The organism is Paenibacillus aceris, assembly GCF_017874035.1.
GTDB classification, from domain to species: domain Bacteria; phylum Bacillota; class Bacilli; order Paenibacillales; family NBRC-103111; genus Paenibacillus_E; species Paenibacillus_E aceris.
Genome location: NZ_JAGGKV010000012.1, coordinates 182307 through 201115, shown reverse-complemented (window position 1 = coordinate 201115; position 18809 = coordinate 182307). Strand labels below are relative to the sequence as shown.

At 34.8% G+C, this 18809-nt stretch carries 12 protein-coding genes and 1 pseudogene; 1 reads left to right on the top strand and 12 read right to left on the bottom strand.

Annotated elements, in window-relative coordinates; genetic code table 11:
* Positions 1–57 precede the first annotated feature (57 nt).
* The 12 genes and pseudogenes from J2Z65_RS21585 to J2Z65_RS21530 form a co-directional block, all read right to left on the bottom strand.
* Positions 58–1464: an undecaprenyl-phosphate glucose phosphotransferase gene (locus tag J2Z65_RS21585; RefSeq protein ID WP_167051929.1), complete on the bottom strand. Its 1407-nt coding sequence runs from the start codon at positions 1462–1464 to the stop codon at positions 58–60.
* Positions 1465–2750: 1286 nt separating this feature from the next.
* Positions 2751–3378: pseudogene (gene cysC / locus J2Z65_RS21580) on the bottom strand (adenylyl-sulfate kinase).
* Between the two features lie 231 nt (positions 3379–3609).
* Positions 3610–5838, bottom strand: a complete 2229-nt coding sequence (locus J2Z65_RS21575; protein ID WP_167051927.1) for a methyltransferase domain-containing protein — start codon at positions 5836–5838, stop codon at positions 3610–3612.
* 206 nt (positions 5839–6044) lie between these two features.
* Positions 6045–8510, bottom strand: coding sequence for a glycosyltransferase (locus J2Z65_RS21570; RefSeq protein ID WP_167051925.1), 2466 nt, complete (start codon positions 8508–8510; stop codon positions 6045–6047).
* A 49-nt stretch (positions 8511–8559) separates the two neighbouring features.
* Entirely contained in the window at positions 8560–9624 is a 1065-nt protein-coding gene (locus J2Z65_RS21565; RefSeq protein WP_167051923.1) for a glycosyltransferase, read from the bottom strand.
* 26 nt (positions 9625–9650) lie between these two features.
* Positions 9651–10388: an ABC transporter ATP-binding protein gene (locus tag J2Z65_RS21560; protein WP_167051921.1), complete on the bottom strand. Its 738-nt coding sequence runs from the start codon at positions 10386–10388 to the stop codon at positions 9651–9653.
* Positions 10389–10415: 27 nt separating this feature from the next.
* Positions 10416–11201 (bottom strand): ABC transporter permease, encoded by a 786-nt coding sequence (locus J2Z65_RS21555; protein ID WP_167051918.1) that lies wholly within the window; start codon positions 11199–11201, stop codon positions 10416–10418.
* A complete protein-coding gene (locus J2Z65_RS21550; protein WP_167051916.1) occupies positions 11194–12045 on the bottom strand; it encodes a dTDP-4-dehydrorhamnose reductase family protein in 852 nt (283 codons plus the stop codon). The genes J2Z65_RS21555 and J2Z65_RS21550 overlap by 8 nt, the downstream gene beginning before the upstream one ends.
* A 15-nt stretch (positions 12046–12060) precedes the next feature.
* Positions 12061–13185, bottom strand: a complete 1125-nt coding sequence (gene wecB, locus J2Z65_RS21545; protein ID WP_167051914.1) for a non-hydrolyzing UDP-N-acetylglucosamine 2-epimerase — start codon at positions 13183–13185, stop codon at positions 12061–12063.
* Position 13186: 1 nt separating this feature from the next.
* Complete coding sequence (locus tag J2Z65_RS21540) at positions 13187–14218, bottom strand: polysaccharide biosynthesis protein (RefSeq protein WP_167051912.1); 1032 nt, start codon at positions 14216–14218, stop codon at positions 13187–13189.
* A gap of 77 nt (positions 14219–14295) precedes the next feature.
* On the bottom strand, positions 14296–15303 hold the full coding sequence (locus J2Z65_RS21535) for a glycosyltransferase family 2 protein (protein ID WP_167051910.1): 1008 nt from the start codon (positions 15301–15303) through the stop codon (positions 14296–14298).
* Positions 15300–16115 (bottom strand): glycosyltransferase family 2 protein, encoded by an 816-nt coding sequence (locus tag J2Z65_RS21530; RefSeq protein ID WP_193580743.1) that lies wholly within the window; start codon positions 16113–16115, stop codon positions 15300–15302. Before J2Z65_RS21530 ends, J2Z65_RS21535 begins: the two co-directional genes overlap by 4 nt.
* Before the next feature lie 168 nt (positions 16116–16283).
* On the opposite strand from J2Z65_RS21530, the gene J2Z65_RS21525 reads away from it, so the two are divergent.
* Entirely contained in the window at positions 16284–18800 is a 2517-nt protein-coding gene (locus tag J2Z65_RS21525) for an O-antigen ligase family protein (protein WP_167051906.1), read from the top strand.
* The last annotated feature ends 9 nt before the right edge of the window (positions 18801–18809 follow it).

Genomic DNA, 18809 nt, shown 5'->3' with positions numbered 1-18809 from the left:
TATATGCTTAGTATGGGGAAGATGTTGACGAAACATGCGGTAGAAGTGAAAAAATAATTAATAGGCATTTTTATTGATAAAACCATTAATAATCGTTCGCCAAATAATTTTGATATCGAATAAAAAAGTCCAATTTTCAATGTAAAAAATATCGTGCTTGATACGTTCTTCAATCGAAGTATCTCCCCGCAAGCCATTGCTCTGCGCCCAACCCGTAATACCAGGTCGAATATGATGCTTCACCATATACTTCGGAACCTCTTCCTTGAATTGTTCCACAAAGTACGGACGTTCCGGTCTTGGACCAACTACACTCATATGCCCAAAAAGCACATTAAAAAACTGAGGCAGCTCATCCAAACTCGTTTTACGAAGGAAAGTTCCAACCTTTGTGCGCCGCGGGTCATTTTCAACCGTCCACTCCGTATTAGAAGCACTTTCCGGCAATACATTCATACTGCGAAACTTATACATCATAAAGTTCCTGCGGTTCAAACCTACACGTTCCTGCTTGAAAATGATCGGACCAGGAGAGGTTAGCTTAATTGCAATGACTGACGCCAGCATCACCGGCGCTGTAATTATAATTGCTACTAGCGAGAACACGATATCAAATGCCCGTTTGAAAATCCTGTTCCGGAACTCATCCAGTGGAATATCTCTCACATTGATTAGCGGCATCTCGGCGAAATTATCGAAATAAGGACGAGATGGCAAGAAGTCATAAAAATCAGGGATAATCAGTGTTTTGACGCCAATTTTCTCACAGACATTGATAATATGACCGAATTTACGGTGGGCATCAAGCGGGAGAGCAATAATGACCTCATCAATAATCCGATCGTTCAAAATGGATTCAAGGTCATCGATCTTCCCAAATATCGGTTTATAGTTTTGATAAGGGATTTCGTGCTTCTCCTGATAATCATCAAGGAACCCTACTACCTCATATCCCAACTCTGGATGCTGCCTAAGCTTTGTGTAAAACTGACGTCCCAGAGAACCTGCACCGAGAATAAGGATAAATTGCTTGTTGTAACCCTTTTGGCGTATACGTTTCAGTGAGATTTTGATTATATAGCGGTATAGGCTTATGAAAAGAATATTATTCACCAGAAAAAGCAAAAGATAAGAACGCGACACATCGAGTTCTTTTAGTATAAACAAAAGGCTGAGAAGTAGCATCAAACTGAAAATATGCACTTGAATTATCTTAAAGACCTCAAAAGAAAACTGCTTCTTACGCGTTGGCGTATAGAAGTTCGTCATGTAACTTAAGAAAATTGCGATGAATGCATAACTAACGCTCCACATCAAATAATGCTTAAATGGCAACGGAGAATCGAATGGAATCCAACCACTTTTAAACTTAATCCACCATGAAAAAAGGAAAACGAGCTGTATACACATAAAATCGAAAAGTGCATACAGTTGTGTTAAAAACCTCTGACTTTGTCGAATCATATGAAAAGATTTCACCTCGCTAGGCGTAATTTATGTCTAACTAAGAAGTAAACACTTTCGTACCAACACCTGCAAATAACACCGTACTCGTTAGCCATGAATACTTGTCGCGGAGGCGTATGGGAGTAATATCGTAGATTTATAATGTTGGTTGTGCGTATACCAGTTACATTGGTTTGAAAACGAGCTTATGGCTGTTATCGTTTACAACAATGATATTTAAATCTATAGAGAACACCTTAACTATAATATAATACCATAAATAAATTGTTATATCGTTAAGATTAATGTTCCAAAAAAAATAAGACTAGTTCGCTAGCCTTACTTAAATAATCTGGATCTGTCTTCCTTTACTGCTTTTCCTATTAATAACGTAAACAAACCAATTTTAATCAACGAAGTACCGAAACTATGTTATTCAGTAAACCTATATCAAGATGGTGCCTTGATATATATCACATTGAACATAAAAAATACGAATAAATGATTAGCCAAAATATGAAGGTACTTTCGTCCTATTAAAATTAAAATTTCTTTTTGGGTAAGATTTTTGAAAGGGCACGTGACATGAATAAAAAAGTACAATAAGCGATAATATTGGATTACCTTTATAATCGCTCCACACCATCACATATTATATGTTCTTATAAATATATCTCGGGATTATCTGTAATATCACACCGGCAAGAATCTCGGAATTAAGATTGTGTGTATTAGCCAGTTTTTCTTTATAAAAACTTACAATAATCTGAAGGGAATTATTAAAAATAATTATATCTCTTTAATATTTTTTGTGGGTTATGAAACATTGGTGAATATTTAGGTAATATCGAGATTACTGCTGGATGAAAACTGATGTGAGTAGGACATTATTCGGCTTTGGTTTTACTTTCGTAAACAGGAAAAATATTTGAATAATAAACAATTCAGCAATAAACCACCCTGCTAAAAATAGTGAAAATTGATGACCATTTATAAATGGATACACGAAAAAATTCTTTATACTAAATATCGGAATACTTCCCAGAGCTAAATGGTACTCGGAATATAAACATTGCGTTACTAAAACTGGTAATTTTTCAGGAATATGAACTGAATATGGCGGGAACCAATTAAAGGAATCCATCTCAGTATTGCGATTGCCCCCGTTGTTTAAATCCAACAGATTTTACATTTAGACTGCAATGAATGTTTAATACCATTAATGACCAGAATGGATTATTGTAATCATGCTCTGCCGACGCGAGTTAATCAACAATTCCAATTACTAGGCCGATCAACGTATTTCATATGACATGATGTTTCAACTGTTCTATTTTAAGTATTTGCTGTTGAATCAAGTACTCAATAACGCGCCCAGCCGATTCCTTCAGCGAGTACTTTCCGGTATCTATATTCAATTCTGGCGAGCTAGGCACCTCATAAGGGGCAGTAATACCTGTAACCTCTTTGATTTCTCCATTTCGAGCTTTCTTGTAAAGTCCTTTAGGATCGCGTTGCTCGCAAATTTCTAAAGAACAGTTCACGTAAATCTCAATAAATCCACCTACAGTAAACAAGTTCCTTGCCATCTGTCGATCTGCTTCATATGGGCAAATGAATGCTGTCAGCACAAGCACTCCCGCATCAACGAATAGTTTGGAAACCTCACCGATCCTACGGATGTTCTCCTTGCGATCCTCTGCACTAAATCCTAGATTGCTATTAAGGCCTAGTCGAATATTATCTCCGTCGAGAATATAGGTGCGTATTCCTTTTGCGTAAAGTTGTTTCTCTACTTCATTAGCCAAAGTCGACTTTCCAGAACCAGATAAGCCCGTGAACCACAATACACAGCTCTTATGCTGATTAAGCTCTTGACAATCTTGTTTTATTGATCGTTGATTTATGGAAAGTTAAGCTTTTAGACAAAATTTCTATAATACTACACCGCCCTCAACATTGGTCTGATTTCTTCAGGTATGCCAATCTTCACTTGGGTATTCGTCACCTAAATAATTATCCATCAAGCCCTCGAGAAGAAGCCTATTGTCGACACCCTCAAGCAGTCAAGCTGTTTACGATACCGCTCTGCCCATTTTAGCCTCTTTCAATTGACATTTGCAAGACTCATGACATTCATTCACAATTTCTTGCATTTAAGCCTTATCTAATTATTTTCTTTATTGAATCTAACAATATTCTAAGTGGCTTTGTCATTCTCCAAATCGTACTGTATTCGAAAGTATCATTTTTTTCTTGTAGCGATTTTATTACATTTTGTTGGTTAGTATTGTTTTGTCTTACAAGATTTATTTCATTATGCAGGTTATCATTATTTTGTCTTAGAAGATTTAATTCATTTTGTAGATTATCATTATTTTCTCTTAGAATGTTTAAATCATTTTGAAGGTTATCATTATTTTCTCTTAGAATGTTTATATCATTTTGAAGGTTATCATTATTTTCTCTTAGAATGTTTATATCATTTTGAAGGTTATCATTATTTTCTCTTAGAAGATTTAATTCATTTTCCAGGCTAGAGCTATATTGCTTTAATTCATTTATACGATAGTTTAGTTCAGCTTCACTTTGATTTAGGCTATTTATCTGGTTTCGCATATTAATATGATTTGAGTTAAAGTAATCGGTTTCTGATGACGCTATTAGTAAAGATAGCCAATTTAATTCATTTATATTATCCGCTAAAATCTCATCATTGCGCTCTAAAACAACAAAAAACTCCTGTGTTCCTTCAAAAGTAGGACAATAATCTATACAACAATAAGGTATAAGCTTAGCACGAATACAATCATATAGAAAACGTAAAAAACCCCCATCAGTAAAGGGCCAAAAATGCACATCATCAGGTTTTTCACCATTTAAAGCTTTATTATATGCTGTGATAGCATCATCTGTATTATTTTTCGGCAACAACTTTTGCATTTCAGAAGAATCCCAGAAAACTTCAGCATTATTCTCTGCAATTACAGTATTGTAGAAGTCTAATACCATTCTGGATGTTTCTTTTGTTCCTCTAACAAAAACATCATAAGCATCTCTAAACGAAGCAGGCTCTCTAAAATGATCAAAGCAATAACGCTTGTCTGGATAAAGAATTATGATTTTCCCATTTTCTTTCAAAGCGGATGAAGCATCTCTTAAAAAGAATATCAAGTCAGGGACGTGTTCAAGAACGTGAGAAGCTATTATAAAATCAAACTTTTCTTCGTCTTTAAATGTTTCTTCATAGCTATCCGTAAGCATATAGTCAATGTCTATAATAGTATTTGGGTCAATGTAAATACCCGTTAACTTTAGATAATCATTAGATGTATAGAGCTTCTTAATATCTTCTGTACTTCTAATATCAGCATAAAAACTATTGGGAAATTCTTCGCGCGTTATTAATGGGCGATTAAGTGGGCCGATTTCTAAAATTCTACTATTCTTATCAATAATAGTTTTATGCACAATATTCTCTCTCTTGAAAATTGCAGAACGTTCTTTCTTGTTTTTCAATAAATCTATAACTTCTAGATCAATTTTAGAACCATTCTTAGAATAATGTTTTTTTAAAGTCTTATCACCAATTACTTGTTCTTTTTTCATGTAAAACAACTTCTTTCCATATTCGTAGATTTGATAATCTAGTTCTAATCTACTTTGAATTTTATCTAATATATCTGGTGATAAATCATCTATCGAAATATAGTTTTTTTGTGTTATACTCTCTTTTTTTGGTTTATGTTCAGGAATACCGAGAAGATCACAAGTAAACTTTAATGTCGTATTCATATCTTCTTGTATTCCAACAAATGCCATATCATCAAGACGTTTATATATTATTTCCATATCTATAAAATTTGATTTATTCATTGTTTTACTACTACCAAAATTTTGTGGATACTTATTTTTTTCCATTAACATTCTTGCAAATATATTATCTGTTTCCGCACGAAAATTTTCATAATCAATAAATTCTTCAAAGGATTTGCTTGTAATATTTTCATATATATCTTTTTGATATTCTATCACATCTCTTTCATAACCTTCAAAACTACCAATATTCCTAAATCTTTCTGTAAAGTAAGGTAATGAGAACATTTCTTTATAATAATTATAATGCGATATATATCTTTTTATCGGATCTCTTAGTATTGTAAATTCAATAATTTCTGTATATTCACCGTATATTTCTTTAAAGTTTGGAGTCAAGTAGCCACCAATAAAGGAAACTTCTTCCCACATTTCCTGTGAAAAATCGCTTACTTGCTCAGTACCAGTAAAATAAATATTTCTCCCAAAATGCTCTTGTAAAAATATCCTTAAACTGGTGCCAGCACACTTGGGCATATGTAAATAAAAATATTTTGTTTTTTCATTATTATACATGTATCTCACCTATTCAAATTTATTTATTGAGATAATAGAGCGATTTGACAAGGAGCCCCTACTGACATGATTTCAAGAGAAAGGGCGAACTCACAAGGATTTCGCCTGGCACAAACGATTTCTGCTAGTGCATCCACTTCTACTATTCCAGCCCGCATATAAACATCTCGTTGTATTCACATTCGCCCTCTCTAAATCGATTCACCTTATAATTTATATCTATACGACTTTTTTTTTATATTTACTAATATCTTTAAAACTGTATTTTTTAATCCATTTTGTTTAAATGACTTCATTATCAATTTAAACAATCGCAATGGCCTTGTAATTCTCCAAGACAAAGAACTTTTCATTCCCTCAATTTCTAATCGATAGAGTTCAGCAATATTATTAGTTGTTAAATAAACGATTTCATCATTATTTTGATTCTCATATTGATTACTATACTTACTTTGTGAATTATGAAAAAATAGCTTTGCAGTGAATTTCTCATATTCTCTGATTACTTCTTTAGTAAAAGATTGTTGATCTTTAAATGAATACATAAAATTATCTTTTAAATACTGAGCAAGTTCCATTTTATTCATCTCTAAAACAGCATTTATCAAAATTTCCCATCGTGCAATTATTTTGAAAGGTTCATATCTTTCACAGATTCCTTTTGCACATTCACTCATATCTTTTAATAATTCATCATTTGTTAATAGCTCAATAGTTTTCTCAGCCATTTCTGTTGCATCATTCATAGGTACAATAAACCCAGATTTACCATCTGAAACAAGATCATCCATGCCTGATCCTTCAAATATTATTGACGGGACGCCATAAGATGCTGTTTCTGTTATTACAAGACCAAAACCCTCATGATGTGATGGCGCTAAATGTACACAACTACTCATTAAATATGGTGCAATATCTTTTGTCCAACCTGTAAAAATAATATTTGAACTAGGAATGTTCAATTTTTCTATTAATTTTTTGTAAGTAATACTTTTATTTTTAGAAGTAACCTGTGTCAAATCATATGGTCCAACAATATATAGCTTTGTAGATGGGATTTTTTTGAGAATTAATGCAAAGGCATGAATTAATTGTTCAAATCCTTTTCGATCATCATCAAAACGACCAACAGCTACTACATCTTTTGGTCTGTTTACTATTTCAACACTATCATGTTCCTTAGTTTTGTTTATTGTAACTGGATTTGGCATTATTGCCGTATTAGAATTTAACAGAGCATAGACATTCGCACTAAAACTATTTAGCCAAATAGCTACATTTGCTTCTTCCAAATACTTAATTCTCAACGGTAAAACATGATATAATTCTTCTTTTATATGAGGTAAAAAATAAAACTCATGATTCCACGCGATTGTTTTAATACTATATTGGTGTAGAACAGGATATAATCTTAAAAATGATTCATTACAATTATGACTTATTACTACTAAATCAATATTTAAAAACTTTAAACGTTTAGCAAGTTCGTGTTCCGAATTCTCATGATTTCCATAAGCATAATTAATCATTTTTATTTCATTGGAGAAATCATAACCTCCACTTAACTGATCGCCAAATAAATTTATAAAATAAACTTCAAATTGTTCACATAACATGCTAGCCACATTTAACAATACCCTATTTAATCCACCTAAATCATTAAGCGAACCTCCTAAAAATCCAATTCTTTTTTTCTCTTTCATTTTTACAACTGCACTACTATACTCGGAATTAATAAACTCCTTGTTGGTTATACCTATACAATCTAGTAAATCTAATAATACATCTGGTTTTTTAGGATTTGTTAATACTTCGTTTCTTGCTTGATCAATAAAATTTGTTAGTGAATAAATTATCGCCTTATCGTATGAGGTTGAACCTTTAAGAAAATTATATGTGTTTTTATAAAATAAATATTCGGAACCATCTACCAAACATTTTTCTTCAGGAGTTAGACTTTGCATCATGCCAATCCATAATTCATTACATTCTTCGATATGGGCATTAATTAATTTTTTACTATCTTGCTCTTCATGTGAACGTGATTTTACATTCAAATCTTTATGAAACTTTATTTTTTGACCTCGTAACATTCGAAAAAACAAATCATAATCCTGTGTTGTTGGTAAATTAGTATCAAAAACTCCTACCCGTTCGAAATGACTCTTATGAATTAACATGGCACAGCCATGAATTGCACCACGCAATAATGAATAAAGAGGTTTTTCTAATTTATCCATGGAATGATTCAACAATGGATCTACATCATATAGATATCCTCCCCTAGAATTTACAACTACGTATCCACCTGTTACAATGGTAGTCTTATCTTCTAATTCTGATAATATTTCAATTTGCTTCAATATCTTATTGTTCGTATACAAATCATCGTGGCTAAGCCAAGAAAAATATTCTCCTTGCATTTTTTCAATACCAAAATTAAGAGCTGTTGCTACACCGCCATTTTCTTTCCTAAAATATTTTATTTTACTCCCGTAAGATAAAGCAATTTTTTCTGTTTTTCCACCGTCGATAGATCCATCATTTATCACGATAACTTCAATATTTTTATAGGTCTGAGATAATGCACTATTAATAGCTTCACGTAAATAATTAGAGCCATTATACACAGGTATCACAATCGAAACTAGTGGTTCAAAATTCTTCGTCATTGTAATTTTCCTTCCTGAACTATTCATTGACATTTCACTTTACTTTTATTTACACACATTTATTGTTATAAATAGAATTAAGTGTTTTGCAAAAATTCGCATAACCTTCTTCTAATTTCAATATATTTGCCTCGGATATATTGCGCCTAAGTTTTTCATCGATCAGTAATTTTAATATATAATCAATATATTGGGCTTGATTTGCTGCAATGAAACCAACATAGCTGTTAATCATTAAATCTCTATGACTTTCGATATCACTTGCCACTATAGGTAAACCTACTGCAAAAGCTTCTAATACCGAATAAGGTAGTCCTTCCCACTTGGAAGTTTGTAAAAAAACCATTGAATCTTGGAGATATTCAATGGTTTCAGCATTTGAAATCCATCCTGTAAAGTTAATATCTGTTTTAAGTGTGCGGTTTAGCTCCTCACACTCTTGTTTTAGCGAACCATCTCCGATCCATACTGCTTTTATTGTTGCATCAATCTGTTTCAGTTGGGCAACAATTTCAATAAATAACTTAGGGTCCTTTTGGGCCTCCAAACGGCCAACACCAATGATTTGCTTGTGCTGAGAGGAAGATTTATTGGAAGTACGAAATACTTCTATACAATTCTCTAATAAAAAATGTTTACGAAGAGGACTTAATTTACGGGCATATCGATATTCGCTTTTAGAACAAGCAATAATTTGACCTTTTATTTGAGACAATAAAGATTCTGCTAGCCAGTATGCAATTCTTATTATTTTGGCTTTGTTGATCATTAAAAAACTATATCCATGTGGAGTATAAAATACTCTAACTTTCGGAAAACACAACGTAACTATTCTTCCAAAAAAACCCGCTATAGAAGAATGCAAATGAATAACATCAGGCTTAATTTTACAAATTTCTGCATACAAAGATTTGATACTTTGTATAGATCCTTTCCCAATATTCACCTCGATTAAGGAGACAGAATCAAAAAAGTGTTTATTCAAGTCCTTTGGCGTATACTCTCTGTTTGGAGAATAAACAATAAAATGTTCTACATCATCGGAGCTTTCAGCACGAACCACTTCTTGAAGATATTTCAAAACACCAGAAGCCATAGTCTCTGTAATATGCAAGACCCTCATCTTATCACTTCTCATTCTTATTCCATACTAGCCATATATTCATCACAAACTGCTTCCGCTGGACCAACTTTAATTAATTGCCCTTTGCTCAGCCATGCAACCTGCGTGCAAATATCTTTTACCTCATCGATTGAATGGGAGACAAGTATAACAGTCGCCCCGTTTTCTATAACTTCTTCCATTCTTTTCTCACACTTTTTTTTGAACTTGTAGTCACCGACTCCTAATATTTCATCTGCGATTAAAATATCCGGTTTACTTGTTGTGGCAATTGAAAAACCTAATCTAGCTACCATCCCAGATGAGAAATTTTTTATCGGTACATCTACAAATTCTTGTAACTCAGCAAAATCTAAAATTTCCTCGAACTTTTCTTTCATTTCAGCTCTGCTATATCCAAGAATAGCCCCGTTCAAAAAAATATTTTCTTTAGCTGTCAGTTCGATATCGAAACCAGCTCCAAGCTCAATAAGTGGTGCTACCGAGCCATAGACTGATACTTGTCCAGTGGTTGGTTTTAGTACACCTGCAATAATTTTAAGAAGAGTACTTTTGCCACTGCCATTTAAACCGACAATTCCCATTGACTCTCCTTTTTTTATATTAAATGACACATTGTTCAGTGCCCAAAATTCCTCAAACCTTAGCTTTCCCTTCAAGTAACGAACAAAATATTCCTTAATATTATCGACTTTTTCACGACTTAGATTAAATAACATGGAAACATCATTAATTTCAACAATATTCTCTGACAAAATGATCCTCCTAAAAAACCAGCATATTCAAACATGCAATATAAATTTATTCTGACATTTATAGAAAGTAAATAAACCTCCAATTAAAGCAATAAATCCTATTGTGAAACACAACAAATTATCAGCAAGGCCTGGAAAATTTCCTTCTATCATTATTTCACGAAAAAAACTAATATAATAATACATTGGGTTATAGTCGAGCATCCATTTAAATTCATTAGGAATAATAGTTACTGGGTAAAAAATTGGCGTCATATAAGACCACAAAAGAGTAAGAACTCCATATAAATGGCTAATATCTCTAAAAAATACCGTCATCGCCGATAGAATTAAACTTAAACCTGTTGTAAATAAAGTTAAGTAGAGAATCGGTATAAAGAATAATAAAACCGTTGCTTGGAATGGTGCACCCTCTATAACCATAACCAATAATAATGCAACAAATGCAAATACCAAATTCACCATACTTGATAGTACTCTAGACAAAGGGAATAAATATTTTGGAATATACACCTTTTTTATTAAACTTGCATTTGAAATTATTGACATAAGCGCTTGTGAGGTTGCCTCAGAATGGAAGCTAAACAAGATACTACCTGTAAGAAAATAAACCGGAAAATATGGAATGTTTGTTTTAAAAAGTGATGAAAATATCATAGTCATTACTAACATCATCAATAATGGGTTTAACAATGTCCAAAGAAGACCGAGTACAGATTTTCTATAGCGAATCTTTATATCTCTAACAACTAATTCAAAAAGTAAGTTATTATACTTAAAAAAACCACTCAGCATCACAAATAATTTATTCATATTGATACAACCCTTTGTGCTCATTTACCCAAAAAGCCATTTCTTTGATCATTTCGGGGTATGTTGGGATAACATAATCAAAATCGGTACGTGTATTAATTAGTGTTTTATCTACTACATAACTATCGAAAGATACAATGTCTACATTTTTCTTTCCGAATTCTCTTTGTAATAAGTGAAGTAAATCGAACTTGTTGATCATTCCATTCGGCGTTAAGTGATAAAGTCCTGATAATCCTTGCTCTATTGCTGCTTCAATCGCTTTTGCAAGTTCAATAGTGGTTACTCCGTTCCAGAGGGCTCTAGTATATCCATTCGTAAGTCCTTGTTGCTTCATAAACCAGTTAAATAAGCCTGTACCATTTACATCTGTGTCTGGTCCAATTATGGACATACGGAAAGTCAGATCTTTCCCATTTACAACCTCACCTAAAGCTTTAGAACGGTCATAGTTGGTCATACCATCCGGGAATGATTCTTCTGTATATCCTCCCGTTGCACCAGAGAATACGCAATCTGTACTCAAATGTATTAACCTGGTTGGGCTGTCCTTGAACTGTTGTTCTAATTTGCGGGGAAGATAAGCATTTAATAGAATTGCTATATCTGGACGAGCATCTGCTTCCCTTTGCAAGATACCAATCGAATTTACAATTACATCTGGTTTAATTTCTTCAAGCCATCCAATTAATCGAGTGAAATCATTTGCATCAATCTGAGCATTTTTAGCAGATGGCGTAATACTTCTAGACATTCGATAAACATCATAACCGTGCTCTTCGAGAAATAAGGCAATTACATGGCCAGCCATTCCTGTAGCACCAAGTACAGCGATCTTTTTCATGGTTCATCGTTCCTTCTATTGTTCTTTTTTCCAAACAGTTCGATTAATATAATCAGTATAACTAAGTATGATTCTTACAACCTTTTTTGAAACATTGTCGGTGTCATAATCCGGAACAATTGCCATAGGCTGTGTTTTCTCAGCATACTGAGAAACAACAAGATTAATGGCGTTCAATACATTACTTTTCTTTAAACCGGACATTACAAGCGTTCCTTCATCCATTCCCTCTGGTCGTTCATGTGCCTGTCTTATAGTAATCGCTGGGAAATGCAGAATGGAAGACTCTTCAGTAATTGTTCCGCTATCTGAAATAACACAAAATGCATTCTGCTGAAGTTTAATATAATCTGCAAAACCTAATGGTTTCATCAATTCAACTAAATCATGAAATTTAAAAATTTCATTTTCAATCAATTTTTGCGTTCTCGGATGAGTTGATACGATTATTCTTTTTGAATAAGTTTGTGCGATTGTATTAAGAGACTCGACTAAATCACTGAAATTCGTCGGAGAATCAATATTTTCTTCACGGTGTGCGCTAACAACAAAGTATTCACCTTTAGTAAGTTTCAATCTTGTCATTACATCACTGTTTCTTATACTCTCCGATTGGCGCTCCAGCACTTCTTTCATGCTTGATCCCGTTTTAATAATAGTTTCAGGTCTGATTCCTTCATCAATCAAATACCGGCGAGCATGTTCTGTTAAAGTCATGTTAATATCGCTCAGTTGATCTACAATTTTACGATTGATTTCCTCAGGGACCCTTTGATCAAAGCAGCGATTACCGGCTTCCATATGAAAGATAGGAATCTTGTTTCTTTTAGCAGAAATTACTGATAAGCAAGAGTTCGTATCTCCATACAACAGAACAGCATCTGGTTTCAATTCCTTAAATAATTCATCGGTTTTAATAATCACGTTACCAATGGTCTCTGCTGCTGTGTGACCGACAGCTTCGAGAAAAATATTGGGTTTACGGATCCCCATACCTGTAAAAAAGATCTCATTAAGTTCATAATCATAATTTTGTCCAGTATGAACCAAAATGTGCTCTGTATATTTATCTAATTCTTCAATAACACAACTAAGTTTAATAATTTCAGGACGAGTCCCAACAATAGTCATAACTTTCATATTAATAGCCCTCACCATATGCCTTAGTTTTCATTTCATTCTGTATATAATCAAGTTTCTTAAGCATGTCGACCATTTGATCCTTATTCAACCTATCGGTATTGTGAGAGTTATAGTCCTCTGCTTCTGTAATTATTTTTTCCCCATCCACGAAAAATTTTCCATAGTTTAAGTCGCGATCATCCATTGGAACCATATAATATCGACCTAAATCAGAAGCCTTTACATTTTCTTCACGTGTAAGGAGTGTCTCGTATAATTTCTCACCATGACGAGTTCCAATACAAGTAATGTCCGCGTTTATATCGAATACTTCACGCATGGCCTCTGCCAATACCTCGATAGTTGCGGCTGGGGCTTTCTGTATAAAAAGTTCCCCGCCCTTTGCATGTTCAAAGGCAAACAAAACCAAATCTATAGCATCATCTAAGGACATCATAAATCTAGTCATATTAGGGTCTGTAATTGTTAAAGACTGGCCTGTTTTAAGTTGTTTGGTGAATAATGGAATAACAGACCCTCGAGATGCCATTACATTGCCGTATCGCGTGACGGAGATAATCGTATTGTGATTTGATCCCATTCTGGCCTTAGAAACAGCTAGCTTCTCCATCATAGCTTTTGACATTCCCATAGCGTTTATTGGATAAACTGCTTTATCGGTAGAAAGGCATATTACTTTTTTCACTTGATTAGCTATTGCTGCATTTAAAACATTTTCGGTACCTAGCACGTTAGTGCGAACAGCCTCCAAGGGAAAAAACTCACAGGAAGGTACTTGCTTTAGGGCCGCCGCGTGAAAAACGTAGTCAACACCTCCCATTGCTGCTGCTACACTAGAATATTCTCGAACATCTCCAACATAAAATTTGATCTTTGGATTTTTATATTCATTTCGAAGATCATCCTGTTTTTTCTCATCACGGGAAAATATACGAATTTCTTTTATATCACTGTTTAAGAAACGCCGAAGGACAGCATTGCCGAAAGAACCTGTACCACCAGTAATAAGTAATGTTTTATCTTTAAACAATTTTCTCACTCCTAAGTTCTGAAATCATTTTCATCTAAACTTATACTTTGCTTTTGCATTCTCATTTTCTGTATCTATTAAAACTTCTTTAATATTTTTTTTGTAGTGACTAAATAACCGTCGCTTCTTACGTGATGTAAAACCCTAAGAAACTTATAGTATATTCCACCCGTTGACATTGATGTTGGCACCGTGGATCGCATTTTTTCAATCGGTATTTTACCACTATTTATATTAATCTCATTTTCAGCGAGCTTCCTTGAATGTTCTACGGCTGCCCAGTAAGTAGAATGTTTTTCAAGAAATTCTGCCGTTCTTATGTAAAAATGATAAGGGGTCCCCTCCATTTCACACATTTCTTCATCGCTTACTTCATTTAACATCGCAATCCATAATTTTTCACATTCAACAATATGTTCTTTATTTGTCCTACCTGTCTGATTAGGATGAACACGCGATTTTAGATAAGTCCCAGGGCTGAACTTAACACTACCTCCTCGAAACATTCTAAACCACAACTCATAATCTTGAGTTGTCTTTAACTGATCATCGAACAAGCCAACCCGATCAAAATGGCTTTTTGGAATGAGCATTGTACATCCATTTGCAAGACCTCTAAAAATGGGAAAAAGAGGGGTAGATAATTGATAAATTTCATAAAGCTTAGAGAAATCTACAATATCAATTGTTCTGGATTTATCATTAATCAATTCATACCCACTATAAACTATGGTTTTCATGCTGTCTCCACCTTCGAGGCTTTGTAGAAATTCAACTTGTTTAGCCACCTTTTCAGGCTTATACACGTCATCATGACTTAACCAAGAAAAATAATCACCTGTCATCTTCTCGATCCCCAGATTTAAAGCTGTTGACACGCCTCCATTAGACTTTGAGAAATAACGAATCCTATCTCCATAAGACCTGGCAATAGTATCGGTTGAGCCATTATCAGTTGAGCCATCGTTTACAACAATAATCTCAATGTTGGAGTAAGTCTGTGCCAACGCGCTGTCAATAGCCTCTTTCAAAAAGTTTGATCCATTGTAAACGGGAATAACAATCGATACTTTTGGGGAAATCATTTATCCACCAACTTCTTATGTCTATAGTACTTATCTTTCAGCAAATTTAGTATTGACAGCGGAATCAAACCGACAATAAGTGGCTTAATTACATATAAAAAGCCTCCTGGCATCAATCCAAGTGCGCGAAAACCTTTATATCTGACCACAGCCTCATTAAATTTGTGATAATATTTTCTTCGTTTGTACAGAGACTGGTCCTCATTTATAAAGTATAGCGTGTCTTCAAGATTCACTCCCTTATAACCATTAGCATATAGGCGCATAAATAAATCGTAATCTTCAGTTCGAATCGTTTCCTTTGCTACACGATATCCGCCGACTGCCTTCAGAGCTTTTTTACGAAACATGACCGAAGCGTGGATAAAGGGTAATACAAATAGAAAATCTTTATTTTCAGGGGTACTATTATATTTACGGTGACCCCATATGCCATTCTCATTGTATAAATCGGCACCACTTCCGACAAAGTCAATTTCCTTATTATTCTCTAGAAAATCCACCTGGATCTGAAGTCTATTTACAGCTGAATAATCATCTGCGTCCATAACCGCTATGTACTTCCCTTTGCTTAGAGATATACAACGGTTTCGAGCCGTGGCTGCCCTCAGGTTTGTTTCATTTTTAATAAGCTTGATCCTGCTGTCGCCCTTGCTAATAGTTTCTAGAATTTCATAGGTACCATCAGTAGAACCATCATCGCAAATAATAAATTCAAAATTAGAAAAAGTTTGGGATATAATAGATTGAATAGAATGTTGAAGTAGTGTTTCATCATTCGTATTAAACACACTCATAATAACTGAAACCATCGTCACTTTACTTTTCCCCTATACCAATAATACTCCCAGAACATCCATTAATACGAGTATAGCAAAAACACAATCATTAATACTACATATTATGATTAATTATTTGGAAACCCTCTTCCAGTATGCTAAAATAAACTCGAACGATAGCAAAGAAGGAGACAAATTGTCATGAGTGCAAGCAAGAATACATACGCGTCTGCGCGAGCGAAAACAAACGGAACGATAACTACAGACAAGACATCGGTAATCTTTTGGATTTTGACCACTTTAGCTGGCTTTTTTCTTATCTGGGCGCCTTTTCAGCGGGCGTTGTTTAATGGAGGTACTTATGATTTCGAGCGTTCGATTTACTCGGCATCGGCATGGTCTTCCATCATCTTACTGTTACTTGCTATCTTAGGATTTTTTATTTATAAACTCAAAGAGCGTAAAGATTTGCTTACCATTATGGTCATGTTGATGCCACTGACATACGTCATTTCACTATCGCATGCAGCCTCGCATTATTTAGCAACGAACATGATTTACATTCAAATACTATATGCAACATTCTTTATACTAGGTGTTTTCTTGACGAAAAACAAACTAGGCACATTAATTGTTGCTGGAATTTTAATGATTTCCGGTTATGTTATTGTTATTTTTGGACTTCTTTATTTGTTCGGTAATGGGAATTTTGCTGGCCATTTATTTGGATGGTTTGCTCTTATGGATCAGAACAACCCACTAGTATATAGAGATGTCGTCATGTCAGAATCTTATGGTCTTAGGCTTACATCCGTCTTCCAATATGCTAACACATATGCGGCTTACTTGATTATGTTATTTTTTGGATCTTTATTTTTTATTATAAAAACTCACAAATGGTATTCCGTTCTGCCGCACGCACTCATGATGGTGCCAATGATTGTATCTTTCTGGCTCACACTTTCCCGCGGTGCGATTGTCGTTATTCCTGTTATTTTGCTAATTATTTTGTTCTTCTTATCGATCAGCCGGCAAATTCTTGCTCTCATTCAGTTCGGGCTAGCATTTATAACATCTTTACTTATTCTTCAAAAGGTGACAGATATCGGTATTGGCTTGCAAAAACAACCTAGTGCTTCAGAATCATGGCATGGTTGGTCAATTCTGTTGCTTGCTTCCGTAGTTTTCACTGTGCTAGCAATCGTTATTCAACTCTTTGTAGCTCCGTGGCTTGAGCGTGTTACAGCTCGTTTCGATGCTAAAAAATATGCAACTTTCATTCTTCCTATTGCTGCGATTATCGTTGGTGTACTAGGAGCTATCCTAATCCTAAGTGACACAGGCTTTAAAAACATTCTTCCAGACAACGTGAAAACACGGATCGAAAATATTAACTTCCAGCAGCACAGTGTTCTAGAGCGCGGTACTTTTTATAAGGATGCCGTGAAACTGTGGTCTGATTATCCGGTTATTGGTGCCGGTGGCGGCGCGTGGGCTGCTTTATATGAAAAGTATCAAAACAATCCTTATACAAGCCGTCAGGCTCACAACTTCGCACTGCAGTATTTGGTTGAGGTCGGAGCGCTAGGTTTTCTTGTATTCGTTGGATTCGTTCTCGCGGTTTTTGCCTTCTATATTCGAAGTTACATCAAAAGTTCACAAGAGAAACGAGATCTGCACTTCTTATTTTTCATTGTAGCGATTTCTCTCTTGGTCCACAGTATGATTGACTTCGATTTGAGTTATGTCTACCTGGGCGCTATTCTGTTCCTTGCTCTTGGCGGACTGCTCAGTAACGTTTCGTCAGCTCCGCTGCGTTTTAAATCTGATTCTGCTGCAATTCACAAAATGTTCCCGGCACTGCTGGCAGTTTTGTCGATTGTGATGTTCTATATCTCTGCTCAGCTCGTTTCGGCGAATGGATCATATAAAGAAACAATTGAGGTCGTTAAAAAGTCTCAGGATTACAATCAAATTGTTGCTCCATTGGACAAAGCGATTTCCTTGCATCCAGCTCATCCTGATTATTTATTAACAGGTCAAGTCAGCAGAATCGGTATTCTGCTTCAGGTTTATAATCAAATGCAAAAGGAAGATCCCGCGAAAGCAGAACCTTTCTTCAATCAAGCACAAGATCTTCTAAATCAGCTATTGAAGAAAGAGCCGCATAACCGCATTGTAGCGTTACAGCAGCTCAATATGCTTCTGCTCAAAGGAAAGCGCGAGGAAGCGCTGGCTTGGTCCCAATCCCAAATTCCTAACTACCCGTGGTACACGGAGATGTATGAAAAAAGTATCGCTCTGAACATTGATCTTGCAAATCAAGCAAATGAAAAAAATAATACACAGGAATTCAATAAAAGACTTGATGATGCTCTTGCAACGTACAAAGAAGTTCTTGCTCGTGTTGATTCTCTGAAAAACCTGCCTAAAGAACAGGCACAGGGCCGCGAATTTGCGGTTACTCCAAATATGGCTTTGAACGTTGGGCAGATCAACTATATGCGTGGAGATTACGCTGGTGCTGCCGCAACGATCCAACCGCATATAAATGATAACCTAGATGATCAAACGAATCGTGTTCTGATTAGATGGTATTTGGCCGCTCTTCAAAAGCAAGGTTCGAAAGATCAGGCTTTGCTGGATAAGCTGATCGCTAAAGATCCTGCTGAAAAGCAAAACATCGATGCCATTGTTGCTTCAAACTTTCCAAAATAACAAAGAAGC